Here is a 21,222-nt window from a genome sequence, read left to right as displayed (position 1 = left end):
ACGCGTGGTGTTCGAAACGCACCCGCGGTCAGACCGCTCCCGGCTCTGCCTTGATCCGGCTGTCGTGAGCGTTTAGTGGCTTGGAGATGACACTGTCCAGCCAAGCCTTCCGTGTTGCCGCGCTTTACCGCTTCGCCCGGCTCGACACCTTCGAGGCGCTGCGCGCGCCGCTCGCCGCCTTCTGCCGCGCATGCGGCATCAAAGGCACGCTGCTTTTGGCGCGTGAGGGCATCAACGGCACGGTCGCCGGCAGTGAAGCGGCAATCGCCGCGCTCATCCATCATCTCGAATCCATCGAAGGTCTCGCCGGCCTCGAGATTAAATACAGCAGCGCCGCAGCGATGCCGTTCCACCGCATGAAGGTGCGGCTGAAGCGCGAGATCGTCACCATGGGCGTGGACAATATCGATCCGGCGGCAGGTGCAGGCAGCTATGTTGCGCCGGCCGACTGGAACGCATTGATCTCGGATGCAGGCACCATCGTCATCGATACGCGCAACGCCTACGAGGTGTCGCTCGGCACCTTCAAGGGCGCTGTCGATCCCGCCACCACCAGCTTCCGCGAATTCCCAGCCTGGGTCGAGCGGCATCGGCATGCGCTCGAGGGGCGCAAGGTCGCCATGTTCTGCACCGGCGGCATACGCTGCGAGAAGGCGACGGCCTATGTGAAGTCGCTTGGCTTCGAGGACGTTGTCCACCTCAAGGGCGGCATTCTGAAGTATCTCGAAGACGTGCCCGCCGAACAGAGCCTCTGGCAGGGCGAATGCTTCGTTTTCGACGAGCGCGTTTCGGTATCGCACGGGTTGGTCGAAGGCGAGGCCGAACTCTGCCGCGCCTGCCGGCATCCGCTAGCCGCAGAAGACCGGCTATCGCCGGAATACGCCACCGGCGTTTCATGCCCGCATTGCTTCGATGCCCGCTCGGACGAGGATCGCGCCCGCTATGCTGAGCGCCAGCGCCAGGTCGAGCTGGCGCAAGCGCGCGGCGATCGTCACATCGGAAGTTAGCTTCACGTCAAGCAACTTCACGTTAAGCAACAGAGAAGCGATCGATGACCCACAGCCATGTCCCGTCGTTCTGCCGACGCGCGACCTCGGTGGTGATCGTGCCGTCGGGAAGCCGGGTCGAGGTGAGCGCCAGGTCGCCATTGATGACAGCCGGACGCTGATCTCCGGACTGAAATTTGCGGCCGGTTGCGGTGATCTCCGCCAACAGCGTTTGGATGGCTTCGCGGCCGAACGTCAGTTGTCCGCCACCGCTGTCGATGATTGCATGCGGCTCAAAAAGCGCGGCCATGCCGTCAATGTCTCCGAGCCATTGCCGTGAAATCAGCAGGCGCTCCAGTTCCTGGGGATCGCGTGCGGGTTCGCGGTCAGTCTCATCGGTCATGCCAGGCTCCTCGCAAGCGACATGCTGCGACATTACTCGAAGTCGAGGGCGGTTTCGACACGTCCAATGTCCAGAGCGACGAGTGTTTTTGGGTGGAAGGAGGCTGCAGCACTTTGATTTCCGTGTGAAATCCCAGCAGATGTCGGTGCGAGGTCACGCGTGGCAGCGGGCAAAAGGATGCACCGCGTCATTGTAATGTCAAACTGCGGGACCTAGGTCTTCGACGTGCAAACCTGCCCGCGCACCTTCGGCCGGGCCAATTCTGGAGGCATAGATGTTCGATCCCAAGAAGCTCCTCGACGACCTGCTCGGCTCGCAAGTTCCCGGTACCGGATCGACCGTCCGTGACAAGGCGGGGCAGGCGGTGCAGATGGCCAAGGACAATCCGCTTGCCGCCGGTGCGCTGGCCGCGGTGCTGCTCGGAACCGGCCCAGGCCGTCAGGTCACCGGTGCGGCGGTGAAGCTCGGCGGCCTGGCCGCGATCGGCGGCCTCGCCTACAAGGCTTACCAGAACTACAAGAGCGGCAACGCGCCGGCCGAAACGCAAGCCGCCGGTGAACCGGAATTGCTGCCGCCGCCGGCCGATACCGCCTTCCATCCGTCGCAAGCGCCGCAGGGCGAAGACGAATTCACGCTGACGCTGGTCAGGGCGATGATCTCGGCGGCGAAGGCCGACGGTCATGTCGATGACGAAGAGCGGCAGAAGATCGCCGGCAAGCTCAGCCTCGCCGGCGTCGGCGCCGAAGCGGAGAAATTCCTGATGTCGGAACTGGACGCGCCGCTCGATCTGGATGTGCTGATCGCCGGCGCCAAGACCGATGCGCAAAAGCTGGAACTCTACACCGCCTCGCGTCTTGCCATCGATCCGGACACGCGGGCCGAACGCGGCTATCTCGACCTGCTTGCTGGCCGCCTCGGCCTGCCGGACGCGCTGGTCGACCATGTCGAGGCGACGGTGACGGCGGCGAAGGTGCCGGCAGCGGGCAGCACGGCCAAGCCGGTGACCGGTTCGCGCTGGTAGCTTGAAGGGGAGAGCCTCGGAGCGCTCGGCGGCATTCGCGTTAGCTCTCGTTAATCCGGTGAGCGCATGATTTCAGGCAGTCGGATCGGCTTTCCTCCTCCCAAGCCCGGTTCGGATCAGGGGCGGTCGCCAATGGCCGCCCTTTTTGCGAGCACAGGCCTTGGGCCGGCTTGCCATGGTTCCCGTCATTTGCGATGCCTCATCCCTTTCAGGGAGTACAGCCATGAGCGACTATAAAACCGCCATCGTCACCGGCGCCGGTACGGGCATCGGCAAAAGCGTCGCCACGGCGCTGCTCAAGGCCGGCTGGAATACGGTCTTCTGCGGTCGCCGCAAGCCGGTGCTGGAGGATGCGATCGCCGCCGCCGGGCCGACACAGGCCAAGGCATTGGCGGTCGCCTGCGACATCAGCAAGGCCGATCAGGTCGACGATCTGTTCGAGACGGTGGCAGCGGCCTTCGGGCGCGTCGACCTGCTCTTCAACAATGCCGGCACGAGCTACAAATCGACATTGATCGACGATATCCCGGTCGAGGTGTGGAACGACATCGTCGGGGTCAATCTCACCGGCTCGTTCCTGTGTGCTCGCGGCGCGTTCGGCGCCATGCGCAGGCAGCAGCCGATGGGCGGCCGCATCATCAACAACGGCTCGGTATCGGCCTATGCGCCACGGCCGGGCTCGGTGCCCTATACGGCGACCAAGCACGCCATCACCGGGCTGACCAAGACGCTGGCGCTGGACGGCAGGCCCTTCGACATTGCTTGCGGTCAAATCGACATCGGCAACGCGCTGACCGACATGGCGCAAGCGATGACGGTCGGCGTGCCGCAAGCCAACGGCACCATTGCCGCCGAAGCGGTGATGGATGTCGAGCGCGTCGCCGATGCCGTCCTTCACATGGCCAGCCTGCCGCTCGACGCCAACGTGCTGTTCATGACCGTGATGGCGACCAAGATGCCGTTTGTCGGCCGCGGCTAGTCTCAGCCCGGTCGCGTTCGACCGGCCTCATGCGACGCGCTTTAGGTTCTTGTTTATGCATGTCGTTATCACAAACCGCTGCACACTTTTGCGCGACATGCATTAGGGCCGCGTGACGGGAAGCGGCACGCCGGGAAGATACAGCGAAATCGGGCGGATTTCGTAGACGGCGGTCGGATTGACGCGGCGAAGGTCGCGCGCAATGTCGACAGCGGCGTCACGGTTGGCGCAGTCGACAACATAGAGTCCCAGCAATTGTTCCTTGGTCTCGGCGAAGGGGCCGTCAACAACCATTCCGGTGCCTGGCCCGCGCAAGGTGCAGGCGTCTTGTGTCGCGCCGAGCCGCGCCGCCGGTCCGAGGGTGCCTTGCCGGTAAAGCCGATCGTTGATCTGGAGAAGATCGGTCATCAGCGCCGAATCCTGCTCCGGCGTCAGCGCCGTAATCGCTTCTTCCTCGTGATAGGCTAGAATGGCATAGAACATCTGGCGTCTCCTTTCGTCGATCGTGGCCTCACTTCGTCAGAAACGTCTCGATCCGCTCCAGCGCGCGCAGGATGTTCTCTTCGGAATTGGCGTAGGATAGCCTGACATAGCCTTCGCCGAGAATACCGAAATCGGGGCCGCCGATCAGCGCCACGCCGGCATCCTCGAGCAGCGCCGAGGCGAGCTTCTTGGCCTTCCAGCCGGTCTTGGAAACATTGGGGAAGGCATAGAAGGCGCCTTTCGGCGTAATGCAGGAAACACCGGGCAAGGCATTCAACCCCTCGACCACGACCTTTCTGCGGCGGTCGAAGGCGCGCATCATCGTGTCGACATCGTCCTGCGGGCCGTCGATGGCGGCTATGCCGGCATACTGGCTCGGCGCGTTGACGCAGGACCAGCAATTGACCGCCAGCTTGCGCACCTTATCGTAGAGATGCGCGCCCTTGTCGCCGTTCGGCCAGATCGACCAGCCCATGCGCCAGCCGGTCATTGCCCAGGTCTTCGACCAGCCGTTGAGCACGATCAGCCGGTCGCGGATTTCGGGGAAAGCGAGCAGCGAACAATGCGTCTCGCCGTCATAGGTCATCACGTCGTAGATCTCGTCGGAAAGGATGGCGACATCCGGGTGCGCTTCCAGGCCCTTGACCAGCTTCTCGATCTCGGCGCGCGGTGTGACGCCGCCGGTCGGATTGGCCGGCGAGTTGAGGATCAGCAGCCTGGTCTTCGGCGTGATCAGCGCCAAGGTCTCCGCGGCCGAAAAGGCAAAGCCGTTCTCCTCGCGCATCGGCACCGGGATGGGGGCAGCACCGGTGAACTCGATCATCGAGCGGTAGATCGGAAAGCCGGGATCGGGATAGAGAATTTCGGCACCCGGCTCGCCAAACATCAGGATCGCCGCGAACATGGTCGGCTTGCCGCCGGGCAGGATCATCACCGCTTCCGGCGAGACTTCGACGCCAGTGGTGGCCAGCGTGCGGCGTACCACCGCTTCCCGCGTCGCCAGCAGGCCGTTGGCCGGCGTATAGCCGTGATGGCCATCGCGTAGCGCCTTGATCGCGGCCTCGACGATATGCTGCGGCGTCTTGAAGTCGGGCTGGCCGATGCCGAGATTGACAATGTCGCGGCCCTGGTGGGCAAGTGCAGTGGCACGCGCCAGCACTGCGAACGCATTTTCCTCGCCGAGGCGGTCGAAGGCCGAAATCGTGTGGAGCATTTTTCCCGTCCGTGTGGTTCTTTCAGCGAGCGTGCGTTTTTGTGAGCGTCCGCCCGCAAAAGTCAAACGGATTGGAGTTTTCGGTGTCGGAAAATCTCAAGAATTGGCATCCGCGCCCGCGGCCCGAACGCAAGTTGCTGGAGGGGCGCACTGTCAGGCTGGAGCCGCTCAACGCCGAAAAGCACGGCGACGGCCTGTTCGAGGCCTCGTCAGTGGTCGATGCCGGCGGCCGCTTCGCCTGGCTGTTCGACGACCCGCCGCAGACCCGCGCCGCCTTCCAGCCATGGCTGGACAAGGCCGAAGCCAGCGATGACCCGCTGTTCTTCACGGTCATCGACAAGGCCAGCGGCAAGGTCGCCGGGCGCCAGACGCTGATGCGCATCGATCCGGCCTATGGCGTGATCGAGATCGGCAACATCTATTGGGGACCGCTGATCTCGCGCAAGCCGGCGGCGACGGAAGCGCAGTTCCTGTTCATGAAGTACGTCTTCGACGAGCTTGGCTACCGCCGCTACGAATGGAAATGCAACAATCGCAACGAGCCGTCGAAGCGCGCGGCGGAACGTTTCGGCTTCAAGTTCGAGGGCGTTTTCCGTCAGCATCTTGTGGTCAAGGGCGAAAACCGCGATACCGCGTGGTATTCGATCATCGATAAGGAATGGCCTGATCTGCGCAGAGCCTATGAGGCGTGGCTCGATCCGGCCAATTTCGACAGCGATGGCCAGCAGAAGCGGCGGCTCGAGGATTTCCGCGCCGAGTTTGGCGCGTAGCAGGAGCTCATAGATGGCGCATACCCACGACCATGCCGCGCAGGGCCACGACCACAGTCACGGTGCCGGGCATGTGCATGGCTCGACCGACAAGAAGCGCGTGCTGATCGCGGCTTGCCTGACCGCCGGCTTCATGGTCGTCGAAGCGCTTGGCGGTCTCCTGACGGGATCGCTGGCGCTGCTGGCGGATGCCGGCCACATGCTTGCCGACTGCATTGCGCTCGGCCTTGCCTGGTATGCCTTTCATCTTGCGAGCCGACCGGGGACCGTGCGCCTCACCTACGGCTTCGGCCGGGTCAAGACACTGGTCGCCTACACCAACGGCATCGCCATCTTCGCCATTGCGCTGTGGATCGTCTATGAGGCCTGGGGGCGTTTGCTGACGCCTGAGCCCGTGCTCGGTGGGCCGATGCTGGTCGTTGCGATTGCCGGCCTTGCGGTCAACATCGGCTCTTTCTTCGTGCTGCATGGCGGCGACCGTGACAGCTTGAACATGCGCGGCGCCATCCTGCACGTGCTCGGCGACCTGCTTGGCTCGGCCGCGGCGATCATCGCGGCGCTGATAATCCTGGCGACGGGCTGGACGCCTATTGATCCGATCCTATCGGTCCTTGTCGCGCTGCTGATCCTGTCCACGGCATGGTCGCTGATGCGCGAGGCTGCCCACGTCCTGCTCGAAGGCGTGCCGGCAAGCCTCGACCGCGACCTGATCGCGAGGGACATCGAAGGCTCGATCAAGGGCGTGCGCGAGGTGCATCACATGCATGTCTGGTCGATCGACGGTTCCAGCAACATGGCGACGTTGCATGCCTGCCTCAATGACGGCGTCGACGCGCATATGGCGGTCAGCGCGATCAAGAAACGGCTTGCGCAGGAGCATGGCATAGCCCATGCCACCGTCGAACCGGAATTCGGCCAATGTGCCGACAGCCATGAGCATGATGGCGAGCACGATCACGCGCATGATGCGGCACCGCACCGTGGCCACTATCACTGATTTCGGGAGTTCCTGGTATTGGCAACGATCGACATGAACGCCCGCTACCCTGGGGCCGCGTGATGGACCGCGACACCCGCAATGCGGCAATCGGCGCCGCCTGGATTTTGCTGCTGTTCGGCATCGCAGCCTATTATCTTCCAACCGTGATGCTGGCGGTCGGCAACGTCTCGACGGTTCTTGCCGGCGTCGTCGCCGCGATCTTCATGGTGGCAATCTTCGTCGTGTTCTGGCTGCGTAGCCGCAGCCAGCGCAAAAAGGGAAAGTGACATGCGCATTCTGATTACCGGCGCGGCAGGCATGGTCGGCCGCAAGCTCATTGCCCGGCTGGCCAAGGACGGGACACTCGGCGGCCGCAAGATCGCCGCGCTCGACCTTCACGACATCGTGCCACCGCAGGCGCCCGCCCTCGAAGGCGTCAGCATCAGCGTCCACACCGGCGACCTTGCCGCGCCGGGCGCGACGACAAATCTGGTCGCGCCGCGGCCCGACGTGATCTTCCATCTCGCCGGCGTGGTGTCGGGTGAAGCGGAGGCCAATTTCGATCTCGGCTACCGCGTCAATCTCGATGGCACAAGGGCGCTATTCGATGCCGTCCGGCTGGCGGCATTTGCGCCGCGCCTCGTCTTCACCTCATCGATCGCCGTGTTCGGCGCGCCGTTTCCCGAAATCATTCCGGACGAGTTCCACCCGACGCCGCTGACCTCTTACGGCACGCAGAAGCTGATGGGCGAGGCGCTGCTTGCCGACTATACCAGGCGTGGCTTCTTCGACGGCATCGGCATCAGGCTGCCGACCATCTGCGTCAGGCCGGGAAAGCCGAACAAGGCGGCCTCAGGTTTCTTCTCCGGCATCATCCGCGAGCCGCTGAGCGGCCATGAAGCCATCCTGCCGGTGCCGCGCTCGGTCGTCCACACACACGCCAGCCCGCGTTCGGCGGTGAATTTTTTGATCCATGCGGCTGGAATTGACGGCGCTGCAGTCGGGCCGCGCCGCAACCTGACGATGCCGGGCGTCGCCGTCAGTGTCGGCGAACAGATCGAAGCGCTGGAACGTGTTGCCGGCGCCAAGGCGGTCAAACTGATCCGCGAGGAGCCCGACGAGACGATCTGGGCGATCGTGAAGGGTTGGCCGACACGCTTCGAGGCGCGGCGCTCGAGGGAGCTTGGCTTCGCTGCCGAAACGAGCTTCGACGAGATCATACGCGTCCATATCGAGGACGAGTTGGGCGGCAGGATCCCTAGTTAAAGCACCCCGATCGGGCGCAACGAGGTCAGGCGCCAGTCAGGCTGGCCGATAGCAGCAGCAGACCGAACAGGAAGACGAAGGCGGCACCGCCGATTTCGACGAAGGAATGGATGCGGTTGCCCATGCGGCCGTCGCCGGCGAAATACACCGCCCAGTTCTTCGCGGTGACCGCAAGCGTCGCCAGAGCCGAGACGGTGATTGCGGTGCCTAACGCCATGGCCAGCACCGACAGGATACCGCCGAACCACAGCCCATTTAGCAAGGCGAAGCTCAGCACGATCAGCGCGCCGGAACAGGGGCGGATACCGACGGCAGCCACCGCCGACCAAGCCGTGCGCCAGTCGAAGCGATCGCCGGAAAGCAGCGCCGGGTCGGGCGCATGCGAGTGCCCGCAGGTCTCGCAGACCTCCCCCGCCGCATGGCTGTGGTGATCGTGCGCAGCATGGGCGTGGTCCTGTGCGCCGTGGTCATGATGGTCATGCGCATGGTCGTGATCGTCATGCGCATGAAGCGCGTGGGAATGTGCCGCATGGGCATGCGCGGAATGTGAATGGCCGGCATGTGAATGGCCGGCATGGGCAGCCGAGAGGCTGTAGCCGGGATTTGCGCCGAACAGGCGAAGGATGGCCGGGCCGGCCTTGCGCCACAGCAGCCAGGCGCCGAACAGGGTGACGAAGACATAGCTCATGATTTCGAGGAACCATGCGGCGTCGGTCATCGATATCGCGGTGCCGCGCAGCACGAAATAGGCGAGCAGCATCACCACGATCGCGGTCAGCGCCTGCAGCAGGGCCGAGACGAAGGACAGCATGATGCCGCGCCGGAGCGCCACTTCATTGGCCACCATGTAGGACGAGATCACCGCCTTGCCGTGACCGGGGCCGGCAGCGTGGAAAATGCCATAGGCAAAGGACAGGCCGATGAGCAGCCACATGTTGCTGCCGTCCTGGCGCATCGCCTTCATCGCGCCGGCAAGCGCATGATAGAATTCCTGCTGGCGCAGATTGATCCACATCAGGATGTGGGCGAACGGGCCGGTGGCGGTTGGAGCCATGCCGTCATTGGTGCCGATGCCGAGCGAGCTCTGGGCGTGGGCGGAGCCGAGAAAATGCGTCATCACAAAGGCGGCGGCCAGAAGACCGACTGCCAAACGCAGGGACGGTTTCGTCACTGGATCTATCCTTCCGGCTGACAGGTCAGTTCAAGCTTGGTGGCAAAGATCTTGCTCATGTCGGTGCCCGTCGGATCGTTGAAGAACGCGTCGGTCAGGGTCTTCTGGTTCTGGGCGATCGCCTCATCCGGATTCGGGCGGACAACCTTGCTGGTGCAGGTCGGCGGCAGGCCATCGACCTGCAGATGGGCATCCTCGGTGAAATCGATCGCGGTGTAGAAGGTCGGGTCGTACACCCCGATGTCGATCTTGCCGCTGAGCTTGATCGGCGCCTTCGGTTCAGATTCGAACAGGATGATCAACTGGTCGTTGTCGAAATTGGCCATCAGCTGCGGCGGCGGGGTCATTGCCACGTCCTTGCCGTCGACGGTGACGAGCTGGAAGTAGTTGAATTCGGCAAGCGAGGCATGGACGGTGTCGGCAACATCCTTCAGCTCCTTGTCGTCGAGCTTCAGGTCGGAATTCTTGTCGAACTCCATCATCACCGTGCTCGAAAACAAGTCGTCGAAGCGCCAGACATGGCGCAATGCCTTCACAGTTTGGTGATCCGGGCCGAGGACCACTTCGAGCCGTGCCTCGGCGAAGACGTGGGGATGCACCTCGGCCGGTCCGACGGCGGCGATAGTCGCGGTCAAGGCCGAAGCCAGCATGATTGCTTGCTGTTTCAGGTGCATTCTCGGTCGCGATTCAATCGGCTTCGGTGAATTGCCGACAGTTACCAGAAAGGGGGCGAAAATGGGACCGCAAGCCGGCTGAAAGCTCATGCGGTGTCCAGCGCCTTGAACCACTGCACCAGGAAGTCGACGAATACGCGAACTTTTGCAGGCAGATAGCGCCGGTGCGGATAGACGGCGAAGATGCCGCCGCCGGGCAGGATGCGGTCATCCAGCGCAGTCACCAGCTTGCCGCTTTCGATGTCGGGCGCGGCGATGAAATCTGGCAGGATGGAAAATCCCAATCCAGCCACGGCAGCGGCCCTTGCCGCCATCGGGCTGTTGACCTCGATCGGGCCGGAAACCGAAACGCTCACGGTATCGCCGCTGTCGCCCTTGAACGGCCAGTTGGTGAGCCAGCGGCCATTGGTGTCGATGATGCAAGGCACGCGGGCAAGGTCTTGCGCCCTGACCGGCATGCCGTGCTTGGCGATCAGTTCGGGAGACGCGCAAAGCCGTACCGAAAATGGCGCCAGGCGCCTGGCGATCAGCGAGGAATTCTCCAGCCGCGAAATGCGCACCGCCAGATCGAAGCCCTCCTCGACTAGATCGACGAAGCGATCGTCGAGATGAATGTCGAGGACGATGTCGGGATGCTGCTTGGCGAAGTCGATCAGCGATTGGCCGATCGGCGCGTCGGCGAAAGTACGCGGCGCCGACAGCTTGATCCTGCCGCGCACGTCGCCGGAGGATTCGCGCACCGCATCGGCAAGGCTGTCGACCTCGCGCACGATCTCCGAGGCGCGCCGGTAATAGGTGTGGCCGGCCTCGGTCAGGGAGAACTGCCTGGTGGTCCGGTTGAGCAACAGCGCGCCGAGCTCGTCCTCGAGCTCGCGCACGTATTTCGACAACAGCGCCTTGGAGCGGCCGATCTTGCGCGCCGCCGCCGAAAAGCCTTCGGCCTCGACCACGTCGATGAAGGCACGCATGCGGGTCAGCGTATCCATGTCATGCGCCTCCTTGGCGGGCTGAAAGGATGCGGGCGGCCAGCGCAATCAGCTGCCGGTCGCTGTTCTTCGGACCGAGCAGCGAAAGTCCGAACGGCGCGCCTTCGGCTCTGCCGAGCGGCAGCGTGATTTGCGGAAAACCGGACAGGCCGGAAAGGCATAGCAGTCTCAGCGCGCGCTCGCGATAGGTCTGCAAATCGTCGAATGTCGCGGCCTTGAGCGGCGCGGCACCCGGAGCGGTCGGAAGCACAAGAACGCCGTCGTCGCCAAGCAGGCCGGCAAGTTCGAGGCGAAACGAAACGCGACGTTCCGTTTCGTGCTGCGCGGTTGTCGCGCTGATGGTCGCGCCATGCTCGAAGCGCTCCCTGACGCCGGGGCCGAGCATGCGGTCGCCGCCGGCGATCCAGGCGCCGTGGCTTTGCCAGGCTTCATAGCCCTGCAGCTTACGGAAGCACCAATAAAGATCGTCGATTGAATGCGACAGCGGGCCAACGCTGCGCGGCGCTCCCAGCACCGTAGCGACACCGCGGACCATGGCGCGATATTCCTCGGCCTCCAGCGGGCCGAGCACGAGGCTGTCCAGCGCGTCGAGGGCAAGAGGGCTTACCAGTTCGTGGCGATGCGGATCGTCGCCGAGCAGCACCGTGCCGACCTTTTCGTAGGCGACGATATCCCTGGCGAACCAGCCGACCGTGTCCAGCGAAGGCGCCAGCGGCATGGTGCCGTCGAGCGGGATGCGGCCATGCGTCGTCCTGAGGCCGATCAGGCCGCAGAAGCTTGCCGGCGCACGGATCGAGCCGCCGGTGTCGGAGCCGGTGGCGATGTCGGCAAGCCCGCCGGCGACAGCCGCGGCAGAACCGGAGGACGAGCCGCCGGTGACGCGATCGGGTGCCGCCGGATTGACCGGCGACGGGAAATGCGCGTTCAGCCCCAGCAGGGAAAATGCGAGTTCGTCGGTCTGCGTCTTGCCGACGAAACGCGCACCCGAATCAAGCAGCGCCTGGACGGCCGGCGCGGTCGCCATGGCCGGTGAAGCGTCCCGGTATTTCTGAGGATTGCCGCAGCCGGTGCGGTAGCCGGCGACGTCGAAGATGTCCTTGACGGCCAGCCGCAAGCCGGCAAGCGGGCCGGATTTCGCATTGGCTACAGGGGTTTGATCAAGGTCGAGAAAAGCGTTCAGCGGGCCGCGAGTGCCTGTCATGCGTTCGATATCCGGATGTGCTTGCCGCAGCATTGTTCTTCTGGTTGCCGCAGCATTGTTCGATGCCACAAATTTTACAACCTGCCATACGATTTTTATTGATTGTGAAATCTTTCGCTCTTATATCGCGCTTGCCCAAAGTCGCACGTGCCTGTGGGTGTCCGCCGATCCTCGAATGGTGAGGGCAATCGGTAAGGTAACTGGAGCCAACCCCTTCAGTCGGTTTAGCGGCCAACCGCCAACCGAGGACACCTTGAAGCAACGACGGTGCGGGCCTTTCTGGTGTTCTGCCGGTCGTCCAAAGACCGGGGTTACTGAAGAGGCACACCTTCATTGCCGGCAGTGCGGACGGGGTCTCCCATCCAAGCCAAGGCAGACAAAGCGAACCGAGGCCGGGCAAGGCCAAGGTTCACCGCCGCGAGACGGCGCTTCATGGTTCCGGGGTCTCCACCGGCTGGTTCCATGGATTTCCGTCCCGCCTTTGTCCACCGCGTGTTCGCGAGGCCGAGAGCCCGCGTCCGCAAGCCTTTGTGCGCGCCGAAAGGCGCTGATGGAGAGACCCCGATGGCTACCCAGCGCATCCTTGATTTCCTCGCTACCCGACGTCCGAACGGCCCGTGCCTCGTCGTCGACCTCGATGTGGTGCGCGACAATTTCCGCGCCTTCGAGAAGGCGCTTCCCGATTCCAAGATCTACTATGCGGTGAAAGCAAACCCGGCGCCGGAAATCCTGCGCCTGCTTGCTGCGATGGGCTCGTCCTTCGACACCGCTTCCGTTGCCGAAGTCGAGATGGCGATGGACGCCGGTGCGCCGGCGGACCGCATCTCCTTCGGCAACACCATCAAGAAGGAGCGCGACATCCAGCGCGCCTACCAGCTCGGCATTAAGCTGTTTGCGGTGGACTGCGTCGAGGAGGTCGAGAAGATCGCCCGTGTCGCTCCCGGCGCTCGCGTGTTCTGCCGCGTCCTGACCGACGGCGAGGGCGCCGAATGGCCGCTGTCGCGCAAGTTCGGCTGTGTGCCGGCGATGGCGGTCGACGTGCTGCGCCATGCCAGGGCGCTCGGTCTCGCCGCCCATGGCGTGTCGTTCCATGTCGGCTCGCAGCAGACCGACCTGACCGCCTGGGACCGCGCGCTGGGCGACGCCAAGAAGGTGTTCGCGACGCTCGCCGAAGAGGGCATCGTGCTGAAGATGGTCAATATGGGCGGCGGCTTCCCGACCCGCTATCTCAGGGATGTGCCGGTGGCGCAGGCCTATGGCCAGGCGATCTTCTCGGCGCTCAGGAAGCACTTCGGCAACGCGATCCCCGAGACGATCATCGAGCCGGGCCGCGGCATGGTCGGCAATGCCGGCGTCATCAAGTCGGAGGTCGTGCTGATCTCGAAGAAGGCCGACAACGACAATGTGCGCTGGGTGTTCCTCGACATCGGCAAGTTCGGCGGTCTGGCCGAGACCATGGACGAGGCGATTCGCTACCCGATCGTCACCGCGCATGACGGCACCGAGACCGCGCCTTGCGTGCTCGCCGGCCCGACCTGCGATTCGGCCGACGTGATGTACGAGAAGACGCCGTATCCGCTGCCCTTGTCGCTGACCATCGGCGACGAGGTGCTGATCGAGGGCACCGGTGCCTACACGACGACCTACGCGTCGGTTGCCTTCAACGGCTTCGAACCTCTCCGATCCTACGTGATCTGACGGTTCGAAAGAACCGATCAGATCATCCCGAGGTGGGCGCCTGTCGCCCGCCCGGGCTCGCCTGTGGAACAATCCGCTCGTGAAGGATCGCGGAAATGGACGTTTTGGATTTCATTGTTGAAGGCGCCGCGGGAATCTCCCCCTCGAGGGGGGAGATTGCCGGCGCTTTTGTCATCACTGCCGAAACCGCCGCCGACGTTGGCGCGCGCGAGGCTTTGCTCGATCGCGCCATGGGGCCGAAGCGCCGGAAAAAGTCGTCGGAAAAGCTGCGGCGCGGCCGCCGGCCTTCGGAGGGCCTTGCCTTTGTCGCGCGCGATGCGTCGGGCACTGTTGCCGGCACCGTGCGGTTGTGGGACGTGGTGCTGGGCGAGGGCGGCAAGGCAGCGCTGCTGCTCGGCCCGCTTGCGGTCGACCCGGCGCTGAAAAATGCCGGCATCGGCTCGGCGCTGATGCGCCATGCAGTGACTGAGGCCGAGCGGCTTGGCCATGCGGCGATCCTGCTGGTCGGCGACGCACCCTATTACGAGCGCTTCGGGTTTTCGGCCGCAAAGACCGGCTCGCTGGCCATGCCGGGGCCTTACGAGCGGCACCGCCTGCTGGCGCGGGAACTGGTGGTCGGCGCGCTCGACGGCGCGCAGGGCACGTTGAAGGCGGCCGGGCGCAAGCTGAAGGCGCAGCGGCTGTCGCTCGCTGGCTGATGGTTCGAAGCCGCCGTCGTCGCGCGCGGCGGCTTGTCTCACCTTAAGCGATCAGCCGATCAGCTGGCTGAGCGCCATGGCGACGCTCATGTCGCCTTCGACCTTTATCTTGCCGGACATGAAGGCCATGGTCGGGTTGAGATCGCCTGATATCAGCGAGTCCAAATCGTCGAGCGACAGCTGTATGGTGCAATCTGCCGGTGCATCGGTGGTCGAGACATCGGCGCCGTCGATGACGATGACGCCGTCGCTGCCGGTGTCGAATTTCACGGAGCGATCGAACCCGGCGCTCGCCACGCGCGACCTGATCTTGTCGGCAATCTCCTGAACGCTCATGGCGGTTCTCCTCGTCTGGTTGCGTTTGTCGCGCCTTGGCGCTTCGACCCGGCCGAAGCCGCTTGCCTGGTTTTACAGCCACGGTCGGCGCATATAGCTTCGGGTTGACGTTTACGTCAACGCGGTTCCCCGAGCTGAAGATGGGCTTTATCGCCGCAGCATCACGCGGGCATGACACCTTGGCGGCCGGCATTGTTGCCATGCAAAGCCGCCGGGCGTATCAGGCACCACTCCCCTTTTGATATCGGCGAGCCGCCCCGGTGCTTTCCAGAAACGAACCGCAAGTCTATGCCCGCCGACTGCGCGCGGTGCTGATCCGATCGATCCCGCTGCTCGAGGCGCGCGGCATCGCCGTCGTCATTCTGGCGGCTTTGGTCGGGGTGATAGCGGGTGCGCTGGTCACCGGCATGAGCGAACTGGTGCAGGTCCTGCATGGGCTTATGTTCGGCGTTCAGCCCGGTGGTCGGCTTTCGGCGATGTTTTCGCTGCAAAGGCCGGAGCAAGCGCTGATACCGGCGATCGGCGGCATCCTGCTCGGGCTGACGGTGATCTGGCTGAGAAAGCGGAAGTTCCGCACGCCGGTCGATCCGATCGAAGCCAACGCCCTTTACGGCGGCCGCATGTCGCTGACCGACACTTTCATCATCGCCGGGCAGACGATGATCTCGAGCGGCTTCGGCGCTTCGGTCGGGCTCGAGGCCGGCTACACGCAGGTGGGTTCCGGCCTGGCGTCGCGGCTGGCGCGCTTGTTCAGGCTGCGCCGCAACGATGTCCGCATCCTCGTCGGCTGCGGTGCGGCCGGCGCGATCGCCGCCGCCTTCGATGCGCCGCTGACCGGCGCCTTCTACGGTTTCGAGCTGGTCATCGGCATCTATTCGGTCGCCAATGTCGCGCCGGTGATGGCCGCCGCGATCTCGGCCTCGCTGACCGCCGAAATGTTCGGCGGCGTGCCGTTTCCGCTGGAGCTCGCGGGTCTGCCGGCGCTCACCGTCAGCCAGTATTTGCCGTTCATGCTGCTCGGGCTTTTGGGTGGCGGTGCTTCGATCGCCATCATGCATCTGGTGAGCCTGATCGAGCGCATCTTTGCGCGGCTGTCGATCGACGCCTCGTTGCGCCCAGCCATCGGCGGCGTGATGGTCGGGCTGCTGGGGCTGATCACGCCGCAGGTCCTGTCCAGCGGCCATGGCGCGCTGCACCGCGAATTCGCGATGAATTACGGGCTGGCCGTGGTGGCCAGCGTCTTCGTGCTGAAGCTGTCGGCGTCGGCGATCTCGCTCGGCTCCGGCTTCCGCGGCGGGCTGTTCTTTGCCTCTTTGTTCCTCGGTGCCCTGCTCGGCAAGATGTTCGCCGGCGCGATGGCGTTCGTCTCGCCGGCGACCGGCATCGACCCCGCCGTCGCCGCCGTCGTCGGCATGACCTCGCTCGCCGTCGGCGTCGTCGGTGGCCCGTTGACGATGACCTTCCTGGCGCTGGAATCGACCCGCGACCTGACGCTGACCGGCGTGGTGCTGGCCGCCTCGCTCATGGCGGCGATCCTGGTGCGAGAAACGTTTGGCTATTCCTTCTCGACATGGCGCTTTCACCTGCGCGGCGAAACCATCCGCAGCGCCCATGATGTAGGCTGGATGCGCAGCCTGACGGTCGGCTCGATGATGCGCAAGGATGTCCGCACCATCGACGCCTCAACGACGCTTGCAACATTCCGCAAGCAGGTGCCGCTCGGTGCCTCGCAGCGCGTCATCGCGGTGGATGCCGAACTGCACTATGTCGGCGTGCTGATCGTCGCCGAATTGCACAGCCATTTGTCGGATGACGAGATGCCGGTGCTGTCCTTCGCCAAATTTAGGGATGCGGTGCTGGTGCCGAGCATGAACGTGCAGTCGGCGGCCGAGACCTTCCAGCGCGCCGGCGCCGAGGAATTGGCAGTGGTCGAGGATTTCACCGACCGCAAGGTGGTCGGTTTGCTGACCGAAGGCCACCTGATGCGCCGCTATGCCGAGGAACTCGACAAGGCGCGGCGCGATCTGTCGGGCGAGGGGTAGCCGAGAGGGGATGGCGATCCCGCTGCATTTAGCTGGACACCGCCGGCGAATGACCGCTACCATCGCGGTGGCTTTGAACCAGATTTCATCTGGAGCCAGATTCCGCCTGGAGATGGCGTGCTCGAAGAACCGAACAGAAATCCCGGATCCCATCGCTATGGGAAGCCGAGCTTGTGGTGGCCACCACCGTTGGGTTGACGGCCTGCGGGCCTGATCCAAGCTGAAAATCAAATTCTGTGTTCAGAGAGACATCATCATGAATACCCTGCTTTCCGTGGAAGCCCGGGAGACCGCGCTTGCCGTGACTTTCGTGTCGGGCGAAACAGTCTGCTACCCCTGGCTTTGGCTAAAGGACAATGCACCATCGGCGTTTCACCCGCAGACCGAAGAACGAACTTTCGACCTGACCAGCGTAGACCCCTCGCTCAGACCCATCAGCGTGCGGGACAGGGGCAGCGCTGTGGGCATTGTCTGGCAGAACGACCAGGCTGAGGAGGAATTCCCGAGCCAGTTCTTTGAGTCCTACCGTCCCGGCAGAAAGCGGGACGATCCGGCCGACATCGCTCCGAAACTCTGGGACGCCTCAATCAATCTTGAAACCATGCCGCGTCACGCCGCCGGGGACATCTTGCAAAGCGATGCCGATCTGCTCGCCTGGCTGAAGGCAACGGCTGCATACGGGCTCTCCATCGTCGATGGGCTTGACGATGATCCCGATGCGGGGCGGCGTTCGGCCGAGCGGATTGGTTTCCTGCGCCAGACAAATTTCGGCACGATGTTCGAAGTCGTGTCGATGCCGAACCCGAACAATCTGGCCTATACGCCGGTCGCCTTGCCGCTACACACCGATCTCGCGAACCAGGAGGTGCCGCCCGGCTACCAGTTCCTGCATTGTATCGCCAATGACGCTGAGGGCGGTGGATCGATCTTTGCCGACGGGTTTGCGGTCGTCGCCGCGCTACAGGCGGAAGATCCGGAAGCCTACCGCCTATTGTGCGAGATCGAGATCCCCTATCGTTTTCACGATGAAAACTACGATCTGCGCGGTCGGTTTCCTGTGATTGTAACGCAACGCGACGGGGAAGTGACGGAGTTGCGGTTCAACGCCCATCTTGTCGATGTCATCGACCTTCCCTCCGACCTATGCGCGCCCTTTTATGCGGCTTATCGCAAGCTGATGATGATGATCCGCGGGCCGCGTTTCCAAATAGCCTACCGCCTGAAGGCCGGCGAAATGGCGGTCTTCGACAATCGCCGGGTGTTGCATGGCCGCCAATCGTTCAACCCGAACACCGGGCCGCGACATCTGCGCGGATGCTATGTCGATCGTGGTGAGTTTCAGAGCCGAATTCGCGTCCTGTCCCGATAGCGGCACGACACACATGTCGGCCGCTGTGCAAGGAGGGCTCACGTCAACGGCCCGCTAATCGCCGGCTCCGAAATCCGATTGCGCGAACTGTCTTCTTCCTTGTGGAAGAGTGTCTTGAAGAAAAGAGCGTCGGGAACCGCATTGATTACTTTTGCGATCACGGCGGTCGCGAGCACGGCAAACGCTAGGCGACCGAGAAGCACGCTCGTGACATCGGCGCCAAGTGCGACAACGACCAACGTGTCCTCAATGAGGCTATGGGCAAAACCCATGAACACGCAGGCGAGGAATATCTGACGCGGCTCCGCGCTAGGCGTGCGCGCCTCGCGGATCAGCAGTCCTGCGCCATAGGAAATCCCGAGAAACAGGCCGACAGCGGCGAGAGGTACCGTCTGCTTTTCGATGCCGGCGAGCCGAAAGAGCGGTGCAAGCCCTCTGTTCATCCACTCCAAAATGCCCGCCATCTTGAGAAGCTCGATAACCCAGCTTAGCGCAAGCAAAACGACGAGCATGATGCCCAGGGTTTTGACTGTGCCCAGGAGAAAGCCGCCCCAGTCGGTGCTTTCATTCGTCGGCATCCACGCCGGCGCCACCGGTCCTGACAGCCATCCGGTCACGGCGAATATCTGATGCAGAAGGACAGCAAAGACCAAACCCCCGCCAATACGAAGCGCCGCGGTGACCAGGAAGCTCGGCCCGGTCCTCTGAATGATCCGTTGCTCGATCGGAATGGCATGTGCAAACAGCAAGAGAGCCGAAAGAACCGTCATGTCGGCAGTGCTGAGCGCCGAAACCGGAACCAAGGTGAATACGATCACAAGCGCGCCCCAGATCCCGACCAGCAATCCCGTCAGCCAGGCAAAGGCGAGTTCAGGTGGCAACCCCACCTGCAACATGAGCGGGGAGAAGAACGGAGAAATTGCCTGGATGACGCGAAGGTCCTGCAGGAGCCGCGTGGCTATCGCAACCGGAACGATCACGCGAACCAGCTCCCAATAGATTTCAAGCGTTTCCAATGTCTTGCGATAGAAGGCGGCGCAAATTGCCATCATGCTGCTCCATCATCCCTGGAGCCATCTGGGTAACCTGAGACGCTTCGCATTTGTGGTCAAAGTTTGCGATTACGTGCAATAAAATTGCAATACACCGACGATGAGCGCGACCGAGATGGACAAGATCGACAGAAGGCTTCTCAACCTGCTCCAGGATGATGCCTCACGAACGAACGCCAAACTGGCGGGGTTAGTCGGGCTTTCCCCTTCGAGCTGCCTGCGCCGCATACGACGACTGAAGAAAAGCGGCGTCATCAGCCGCGTTGTCGCGCTTCTCGCACCTGCAAAGGCTGGCCGGGGCTTGAAAGCGATCGTCACCGTCGAACTGGAGCGTCATGGCGAGCAGTATATGCGGGACTTTCTCGAGTTGGCCGCTCAGGAACCGGCCGTCACTCAGGCCTACAGCGTGAGCGGCGAAACCGACGCCGTCCTTATGCTCCGCCTGACGGATATGGAAGAGTTCGATGCGCTATGCGAGCGACTGTTCCGAGACCGAAGCAACGTCGCGCGATACCAAACGATGTTCGTGATCCGAACGGCCAAAGAAGTGACCGCAATTCCACTGTAGTGTTCGGGTTGCGATAGACCTGCTAGGCCGTGAATTCAGCGGCCCGGCGAAGAAACTTTACGAACTTTCAATATGCCGCAAAGGCGGTAGTGAAGGAACGCCTAGCGCACGCTAGGACAATCGCTGGCGCCGAATGTCGGAATTGGGCGCCAGCTCGACGCATTTCATGGCGCCTCCCTCACGCCCAGGCATGAAGCTGTCCTTGTTGACTCAAGGAGAATTTGCATGCGTGGTCATTGCTTATGTTGCGCTATTGCTTTTGAAGTCGATGGCCCGGCACAGGCCTGCGTGGTCTGTCATTGTGAAAGTTGTCGGCGGCAATGTTCTGCGCCGATGACCTCCTATATTGGCGTCTTGAACGGCCAATGGCGATGGCTGAGCAAGCTACCGAAGGTATTCAACTCTTCTCCCGGTGTGGAAAGAACATTTTGCGATCACTGTGGCACGCCGCTGTCCTTCCGCTCAAAGAACATGTCTGATGTCATGCATTTTTTTGCGGCAGCGATGGAGGAGCCAGAAAAATTTGCACCTACGCTGCATGTCGCCTTTGAGGAGAAGCTCGCTTGGTTGAAACTCGCCGACAACCTGCCGACCCGTTTTGGGCCTGACTATACGAAAGACTAGGATCTGCTCGCATCGAGACAAACGGCGGAAGCTGAGGACAGCGTCCGGAAGCGAGATGATACCCCCGTCCGTTCAAACGGCGGTCAAACATTATCGATCGTGGCTGCTCTCGACCTGCTTGAGCGGCAGCAGGTAGGCGATGATCTGCTGATCGCCGAGAGCTGGATCAAAGCCAATAATGTCGGATGCGAAAAGGTCGTGAGCAGGGCGTCTCTCGAAGCCAAGGCTCTCGTACAGCTTGCATGCAGACGGCATGAACGAGGCAGTGTGAAGCGCAAGGCCGCCTGAGCCTTGCCGACGCGCTTGCATGACGCACCATTCGCAAAGCGCGCGGCCGTATCCGCGGCCCTGTGCCGAGGGAGCGACCGCGAGGGTCCTGAGGCCTGCCAGCCCGGGCGGCCAGCCCATGCGGTCAAAGGCGGCATCGGCGTAGTAGGTGACCGTCCCGACGAGCCGTCCCTCGGCTTCGAGCACCGCGACGCTAGCCTTCGCCCATCGCCCCGCGATATCCCGCGCGTCGTTCACGTAGGGCTCGAAGATGTGTGGCGCCAGAACGGGCCGTAACGATGCGAAGGCGTCGGAGACGAGCCCGCCAATTTCATCCAGTTCCTGACGGCTTGCCAGCCGGACGCGTGGCTTGGATGCGATTTGCATGCATGTTCTCACTGCACCAGTAATTGGACCATATGTAGGGCGTTGTGTG

At 63.1% G+C, this 21,222-nt stretch carries 23 protein-coding genes; 13 read left to right on the top strand and 10 right to left on the bottom strand.

Features of this window, described 5'->3' with window-relative positions:
* Nucleotides 1-86 precede the first annotated feature (86 nt).
* Nucleotides 87-1,007, top strand: a complete 921-nt coding sequence (trhO, locus tag NKH29_RS11455; RefSeq protein WP_352999606.1) for an oxygen-dependent tRNA uridine(34) hydroxylase TrhO — start codon at nt 87-89, stop codon at nt 1,005-1,007.
* Nucleotides 1,008-1,029: 22 nt separating this feature from the next.
* Here the strand turns inward: trhO and NKH29_RS11450 are convergent, their stop codons facing one another.
* On the bottom strand, nt 1,030-1,389 hold the full coding sequence (locus tag NKH29_RS11450; protein WP_352999605.1) for a YybH family protein: 360 nt from the start codon (nt 1,387-1,389) through the stop codon (nt 1,030-1,032).
* Between the two features lie 274 nt (nt 1,390-1,663).
* Between NKH29_RS11450 and NKH29_RS11445 the strand changes: the two genes are divergently transcribed.
* Nucleotides 1,664-2,410: a tellurite resistance TerB family protein gene (locus tag NKH29_RS11445; protein WP_023720200.1), complete on the top strand. Its 747-nt coding sequence runs from the start codon at nt 1,664-1,666 to the stop codon at nt 2,408-2,410.
* A gap of 223 nt (nt 2,411-2,633) precedes the next feature.
* Nucleotides 2,634-3,389 carry an SDR family oxidoreductase gene (locus NKH29_RS11440; protein WP_352845592.1) on the top strand — a complete coding sequence of 252 codons (756 nt, stop codon included), beginning with the start codon at nt 2,634-2,636 and terminating at the stop codon, nt 3,387-3,389.
* A gap of 102 nt (nt 3,390-3,491) precedes the next feature.
* Here the strand turns inward: NKH29_RS11440 and NKH29_RS11435 are convergent, their stop codons facing one another.
* Nucleotides 3,492-3,872, bottom strand: a complete 381-nt coding sequence (locus tag NKH29_RS11435; protein ID WP_023720202.1) for a YciI family protein — start codon at nt 3,870-3,872, stop codon at nt 3,492-3,494.
* 28 nt (nt 3,873-3,900) lie between these two features.
* The gene (locus tag NKH29_RS11430; RefSeq protein ID WP_023720203.1) at nt 3,901-5,085 is read right to left on the bottom strand and encodes a pyridoxal phosphate-dependent aminotransferase; all 1,185 of its coding nucleotides are present in this window, start codon (nt 5,083-5,085) and stop codon (nt 3,901-3,903) included.
* 83 nt (nt 5,086-5,168) lie between these two features.
* Here NKH29_RS11430 and NKH29_RS11425 point away from each other — a divergent pair, with 83 nt between their 5' ends.
* The 4 genes from NKH29_RS11425 to denD all read left to right on the top strand — a co-directional run bounded on the left by NKH29_RS11425 (nt 5,169) and on the right by denD (nt 8,100).
* Nucleotides 5,169-5,855, top strand: a complete 687-nt coding sequence (locus NKH29_RS11425) for a GNAT family N-acetyltransferase (RefSeq protein ID WP_352999603.1) — start codon at nt 5,169-5,171, stop codon at nt 5,853-5,855.
* 13 nt (nt 5,856-5,868) lie between these two features.
* Complete coding sequence (locus NKH29_RS11420; protein WP_023720205.1) at nt 5,869-6,852, top strand: cation diffusion facilitator family transporter; 984 nt, start codon at nt 5,869-5,871, stop codon at nt 6,850-6,852.
* Between the two features lie 62 nt (nt 6,853-6,914).
* Nucleotides 6,915-7,121: a hypothetical protein gene (locus NKH29_RS11415; protein ID WP_031194351.1), complete on the top strand. Its 207-nt coding sequence runs from the start codon at nt 6,915-6,917 to the stop codon at nt 7,119-7,121.
* Between the two features lies 1 nt (nt 7,122).
* On the top strand, nt 7,123-8,100 hold the full coding sequence (denD, locus tag NKH29_RS11410; RefSeq protein ID WP_352590598.1) for a D-erythronate dehydrogenase: 978 nt from the start codon (nt 7,123-7,125) through the stop codon (nt 8,098-8,100).
* Between the two features lie 25 nt (nt 8,101-8,125).
* On the opposite strand, the gene NKH29_RS11405 is transcribed toward denD, so the two are convergent.
* The 4 genes from NKH29_RS11405 to NKH29_RS11390 form a co-directional block, all read right to left on the bottom strand.
* Nucleotides 8,126-9,280, bottom strand: coding sequence for a nickel/cobalt transporter (locus NKH29_RS11405; RefSeq protein ID WP_352494789.1), 1,155 nt, complete (start codon nt 9,278-9,280; stop codon nt 8,126-8,128).
* Nucleotides 9,277-9,945 carry a DUF1007 family protein gene (locus NKH29_RS11400; protein ID WP_352494723.1) on the bottom strand — a complete coding sequence of 223 codons (669 nt, stop codon included), beginning with the start codon at nt 9,943-9,945 and terminating at the stop codon, nt 9,277-9,279. Before NKH29_RS11400 ends, NKH29_RS11405 begins: the two co-directional genes overlap by 4 nt.
* 86 nt (nt 9,946-10,031) lie before the next feature.
* Nucleotides 10,032-10,931: a LysR family transcriptional regulator gene (locus NKH29_RS11395; RefSeq protein WP_023720210.1), complete on the bottom strand. Its 900-nt coding sequence runs from the start codon at nt 10,929-10,931 to the stop codon at nt 10,032-10,034.
* A 1-nt stretch (nt 10,932) separates the two neighbouring features.
* Nucleotides 10,933-12,132 (bottom strand): amidase, encoded by a 1,200-nt coding sequence (locus NKH29_RS11390; RefSeq protein ID WP_352494724.1) that lies wholly within the window; start codon nt 12,130-12,132, stop codon nt 10,933-10,935.
* A 564-nt stretch (nt 12,133-12,696) separates the two neighbouring features.
* Between NKH29_RS11390 and odc2 the strand changes: the two genes are divergently transcribed.
* Both odc2 and NKH29_RS11380 read left to right on the top strand, forming a co-directional pair.
* Nucleotides 12,697-13,830 carry an ornithine/lysine decarboxylase gene (odc2, locus tag NKH29_RS11385; protein WP_352640204.1) on the top strand — a complete coding sequence of 378 codons (1,134 nt, stop codon included), beginning with the start codon at nt 12,697-12,699 and terminating at the stop codon, nt 13,828-13,830.
* Between the two features lie 95 nt (nt 13,831-13,925).
* Nucleotides 13,926-14,528 carry a GNAT family N-acetyltransferase gene (locus NKH29_RS11380; protein ID WP_352999602.1) on the top strand — a complete coding sequence of 201 codons (603 nt, stop codon included), beginning with the start codon at nt 13,926-13,928 and terminating at the stop codon, nt 14,526-14,528.
* A gap of 51 nt (nt 14,529-14,579) precedes the next feature.
* On the opposite strand, the gene NKH29_RS11375 is transcribed toward NKH29_RS11380, so the two are convergent.
* On the bottom strand, nt 14,580-14,864 hold the full coding sequence (locus NKH29_RS11375; protein WP_023720213.1) for an SCP2 sterol-binding domain-containing protein: 285 nt from the start codon (nt 14,862-14,864) through the stop codon (nt 14,580-14,582).
* 260 nt (nt 14,865-15,124) lie between these two features.
* Between NKH29_RS11375 and NKH29_RS11370 the strand changes: the two genes are divergently transcribed.
* Nucleotides 15,125-16,906 carry a chloride channel protein gene (locus NKH29_RS11370; RefSeq protein WP_352494726.1) on the top strand — a complete coding sequence of 594 codons (1,782 nt, stop codon included), beginning with the start codon at nt 15,125-15,127 and terminating at the stop codon, nt 16,904-16,906.
* Between the two features lie 256 nt (nt 16,907-17,162).
* Complete coding sequence (locus NKH29_RS11365; RefSeq protein WP_352845595.1) at nt 17,163-18,275, top strand: TauD/TfdA family dioxygenase; 1,113 nt, start codon at nt 17,163-17,165, stop codon at nt 18,273-18,275.
* Nucleotides 18,276-18,313: 38 nt separating this feature from the next.
* Here NKH29_RS11365 and NKH29_RS11360 read toward each other — a convergent pair whose 3' ends face one another.
* Entirely contained in the window at nt 18,314-19,324 is a 1,011-nt protein-coding gene (locus tag NKH29_RS11360) for a nucleoside recognition domain-containing protein (protein WP_352999641.1), read from the bottom strand.
* Nucleotides 19,325-19,442: 118 nt separating this feature from the next.
* Here NKH29_RS11360 and NKH29_RS11355 point away from each other — a divergent pair, with 118 nt between their 5' ends.
* Together NKH29_RS11355 and NKH29_RS11350 are read left to right on the top strand one after the other, a co-directional pair.
* Nucleotides 19,443-19,895, top strand: a complete 453-nt coding sequence (locus NKH29_RS11355) for an Lrp/AsnC family transcriptional regulator (RefSeq protein WP_023720217.1) — start codon at nt 19,443-19,445, stop codon at nt 19,893-19,895.
* Nucleotides 19,896-20,120: 225 nt separating this feature from the next.
* Nucleotides 20,121-20,519 (top strand): GFA family protein, encoded by a 399-nt coding sequence (locus NKH29_RS11350; protein WP_352999601.1) that lies wholly within the window; start codon nt 20,121-20,123, stop codon nt 20,517-20,519.
* A 90-nt stretch (nt 20,520-20,609) separates the two neighbouring features.
* Here the strand turns inward: NKH29_RS11350 and NKH29_RS11345 are convergent, their stop codons facing one another.
* A complete protein-coding gene (locus NKH29_RS11345; RefSeq protein ID WP_352481968.1) occupies nt 20,610-21,173 on the bottom strand; it encodes a GNAT family N-acetyltransferase in 564 nt (187 codons plus the stop codon).
* Nucleotides 21,174-21,222 lie beyond the last annotated feature (49 nt).

Origin of the sequence: Mesorhizobium sp. M1295, from assembly GCF_040318135.1 — a bacterium.
Taxonomy (GTDB): Bacteria; Pseudomonadota; Alphaproteobacteria; order Rhizobiales; family Rhizobiaceae; genus Mesorhizobium.
Note: the sequence above shows the minus strand (reverse complement) of the source record. Positions and strands in the feature narration are given on the sequence as shown.

What these genes read in the sequence shown, in the direction of transcription:
- NKH29_RS11350 (WP_352999601.1), top strand. Translation starts at nt 20,121, where the DNA reads ATGCGTGGTCATTGCTTATGTTGCGCTATTGCTTTTGAAGTCGATGGC.
- NKH29_RS11360 (WP_352999641.1), bottom strand. Translation starts at nt 19,324, where the DNA reads ATGGCAATTTGCGCCGCCTTCTATCGCAAGACATTGGAAACGCTTGAA.
- NKH29_RS11440 (WP_352845592.1), top strand. Translation starts at nt 2,634, where the DNA reads ATGAGCGACTATAAAACCGCCATCGTCACCGGCGCCGGTACGGGCATC.
- denD (WP_352590598.1), top strand. Translation starts at nt 7,123, where the DNA reads ATGCGCATTCTGATTACCGGCGCGGCAGGCATGGTCGGCCGCAAGCTC.
- NKH29_RS11400 (WP_352494723.1), bottom strand. Translation starts at nt 9,945, where the DNA reads ATGCACCTGAAACAGCAAGCAATCATGCTGGCTTCGGCCTTGACCGCG.
- NKH29_RS11430 (WP_023720203.1), bottom strand. Translation starts at nt 5,085, where the DNA reads ATGCTCCACACGATTTCGGCCTTCGACCGCCTCGGCGAGGAAAATGCG.
- NKH29_RS11375 (WP_023720213.1), bottom strand. Translation starts at nt 14,864, where the DNA reads ATGAGCGTTCAGGAGATTGCCGACAAGATCAGGTCGCGCGTGGCGAGC.
- NKH29_RS11390 (WP_352494724.1), bottom strand. Translation starts at nt 12,132, where the DNA reads ATGACAGGCACTCGCGGCCCGCTGAACGCTTTTCTCGACCTTGATCAA.
- NKH29_RS11415 (WP_031194351.1), top strand. Translation starts at nt 6,915, where the DNA reads ATGGACCGCGACACCCGCAATGCGGCAATCGGCGCCGCCTGGATTTTG.
- NKH29_RS11355 (WP_023720217.1), top strand. Translation starts at nt 19,443, where the DNA reads ATGGACAAGATCGACAGAAGGCTTCTCAACCTGCTCCAGGATGATGCC.
- NKH29_RS11420 (WP_023720205.1), top strand. Translation starts at nt 5,869, where the DNA reads ATGGCGCATACCCACGACCATGCCGCGCAGGGCCACGACCACAGTCAC.
- NKH29_RS11395 (WP_023720210.1), bottom strand. Translation starts at nt 10,931, where the DNA reads ATGGATACGCTGACCCGCATGCGTGCCTTCATCGACGTGGTCGAGGCC.
- NKH29_RS11445 (WP_023720200.1), top strand. Translation starts at nt 1,664, where the DNA reads ATGTTCGATCCCAAGAAGCTCCTCGACGACCTGCTCGGCTCGCAAGTT.
- NKH29_RS11450 (WP_352999605.1), bottom strand. Translation starts at nt 1,389, where the DNA reads ATGACCGATGAGACTGACCGCGAACCCGCACGCGATCCCCAGGAACTG.
- trhO (WP_352999606.1), top strand. Translation starts at nt 87, where the DNA reads ATGACACTGTCCAGCCAAGCCTTCCGTGTTGCCGCGCTTTACCGCTTC.
- NKH29_RS11380 (WP_352999602.1), top strand. Translation starts at nt 13,926, where the DNA reads ATGGACGTTTTGGATTTCATTGTTGAAGGCGCCGCGGGAATCTCCCCC.
- NKH29_RS11435 (WP_023720202.1), bottom strand. Translation starts at nt 3,872, where the DNA reads ATGTTCTATGCCATTCTAGCCTATCACGAGGAAGAAGCGATTACGGCG.
- odc2 (WP_352640204.1), top strand. Translation starts at nt 12,697, where the DNA reads ATGGCTACCCAGCGCATCCTTGATTTCCTCGCTACCCGACGTCCGAAC.
- NKH29_RS11365 (WP_352845595.1), top strand. Translation starts at nt 17,163, where the DNA reads ATGAATACCCTGCTTTCCGTGGAAGCCCGGGAGACCGCGCTTGCCGTG.
- NKH29_RS11345 (WP_352481968.1), bottom strand. Translation starts at nt 21,173, where the DNA reads ATGCAAATCGCATCCAAGCCACGCGTCCGGCTGGCAAGCCGTCAGGAA.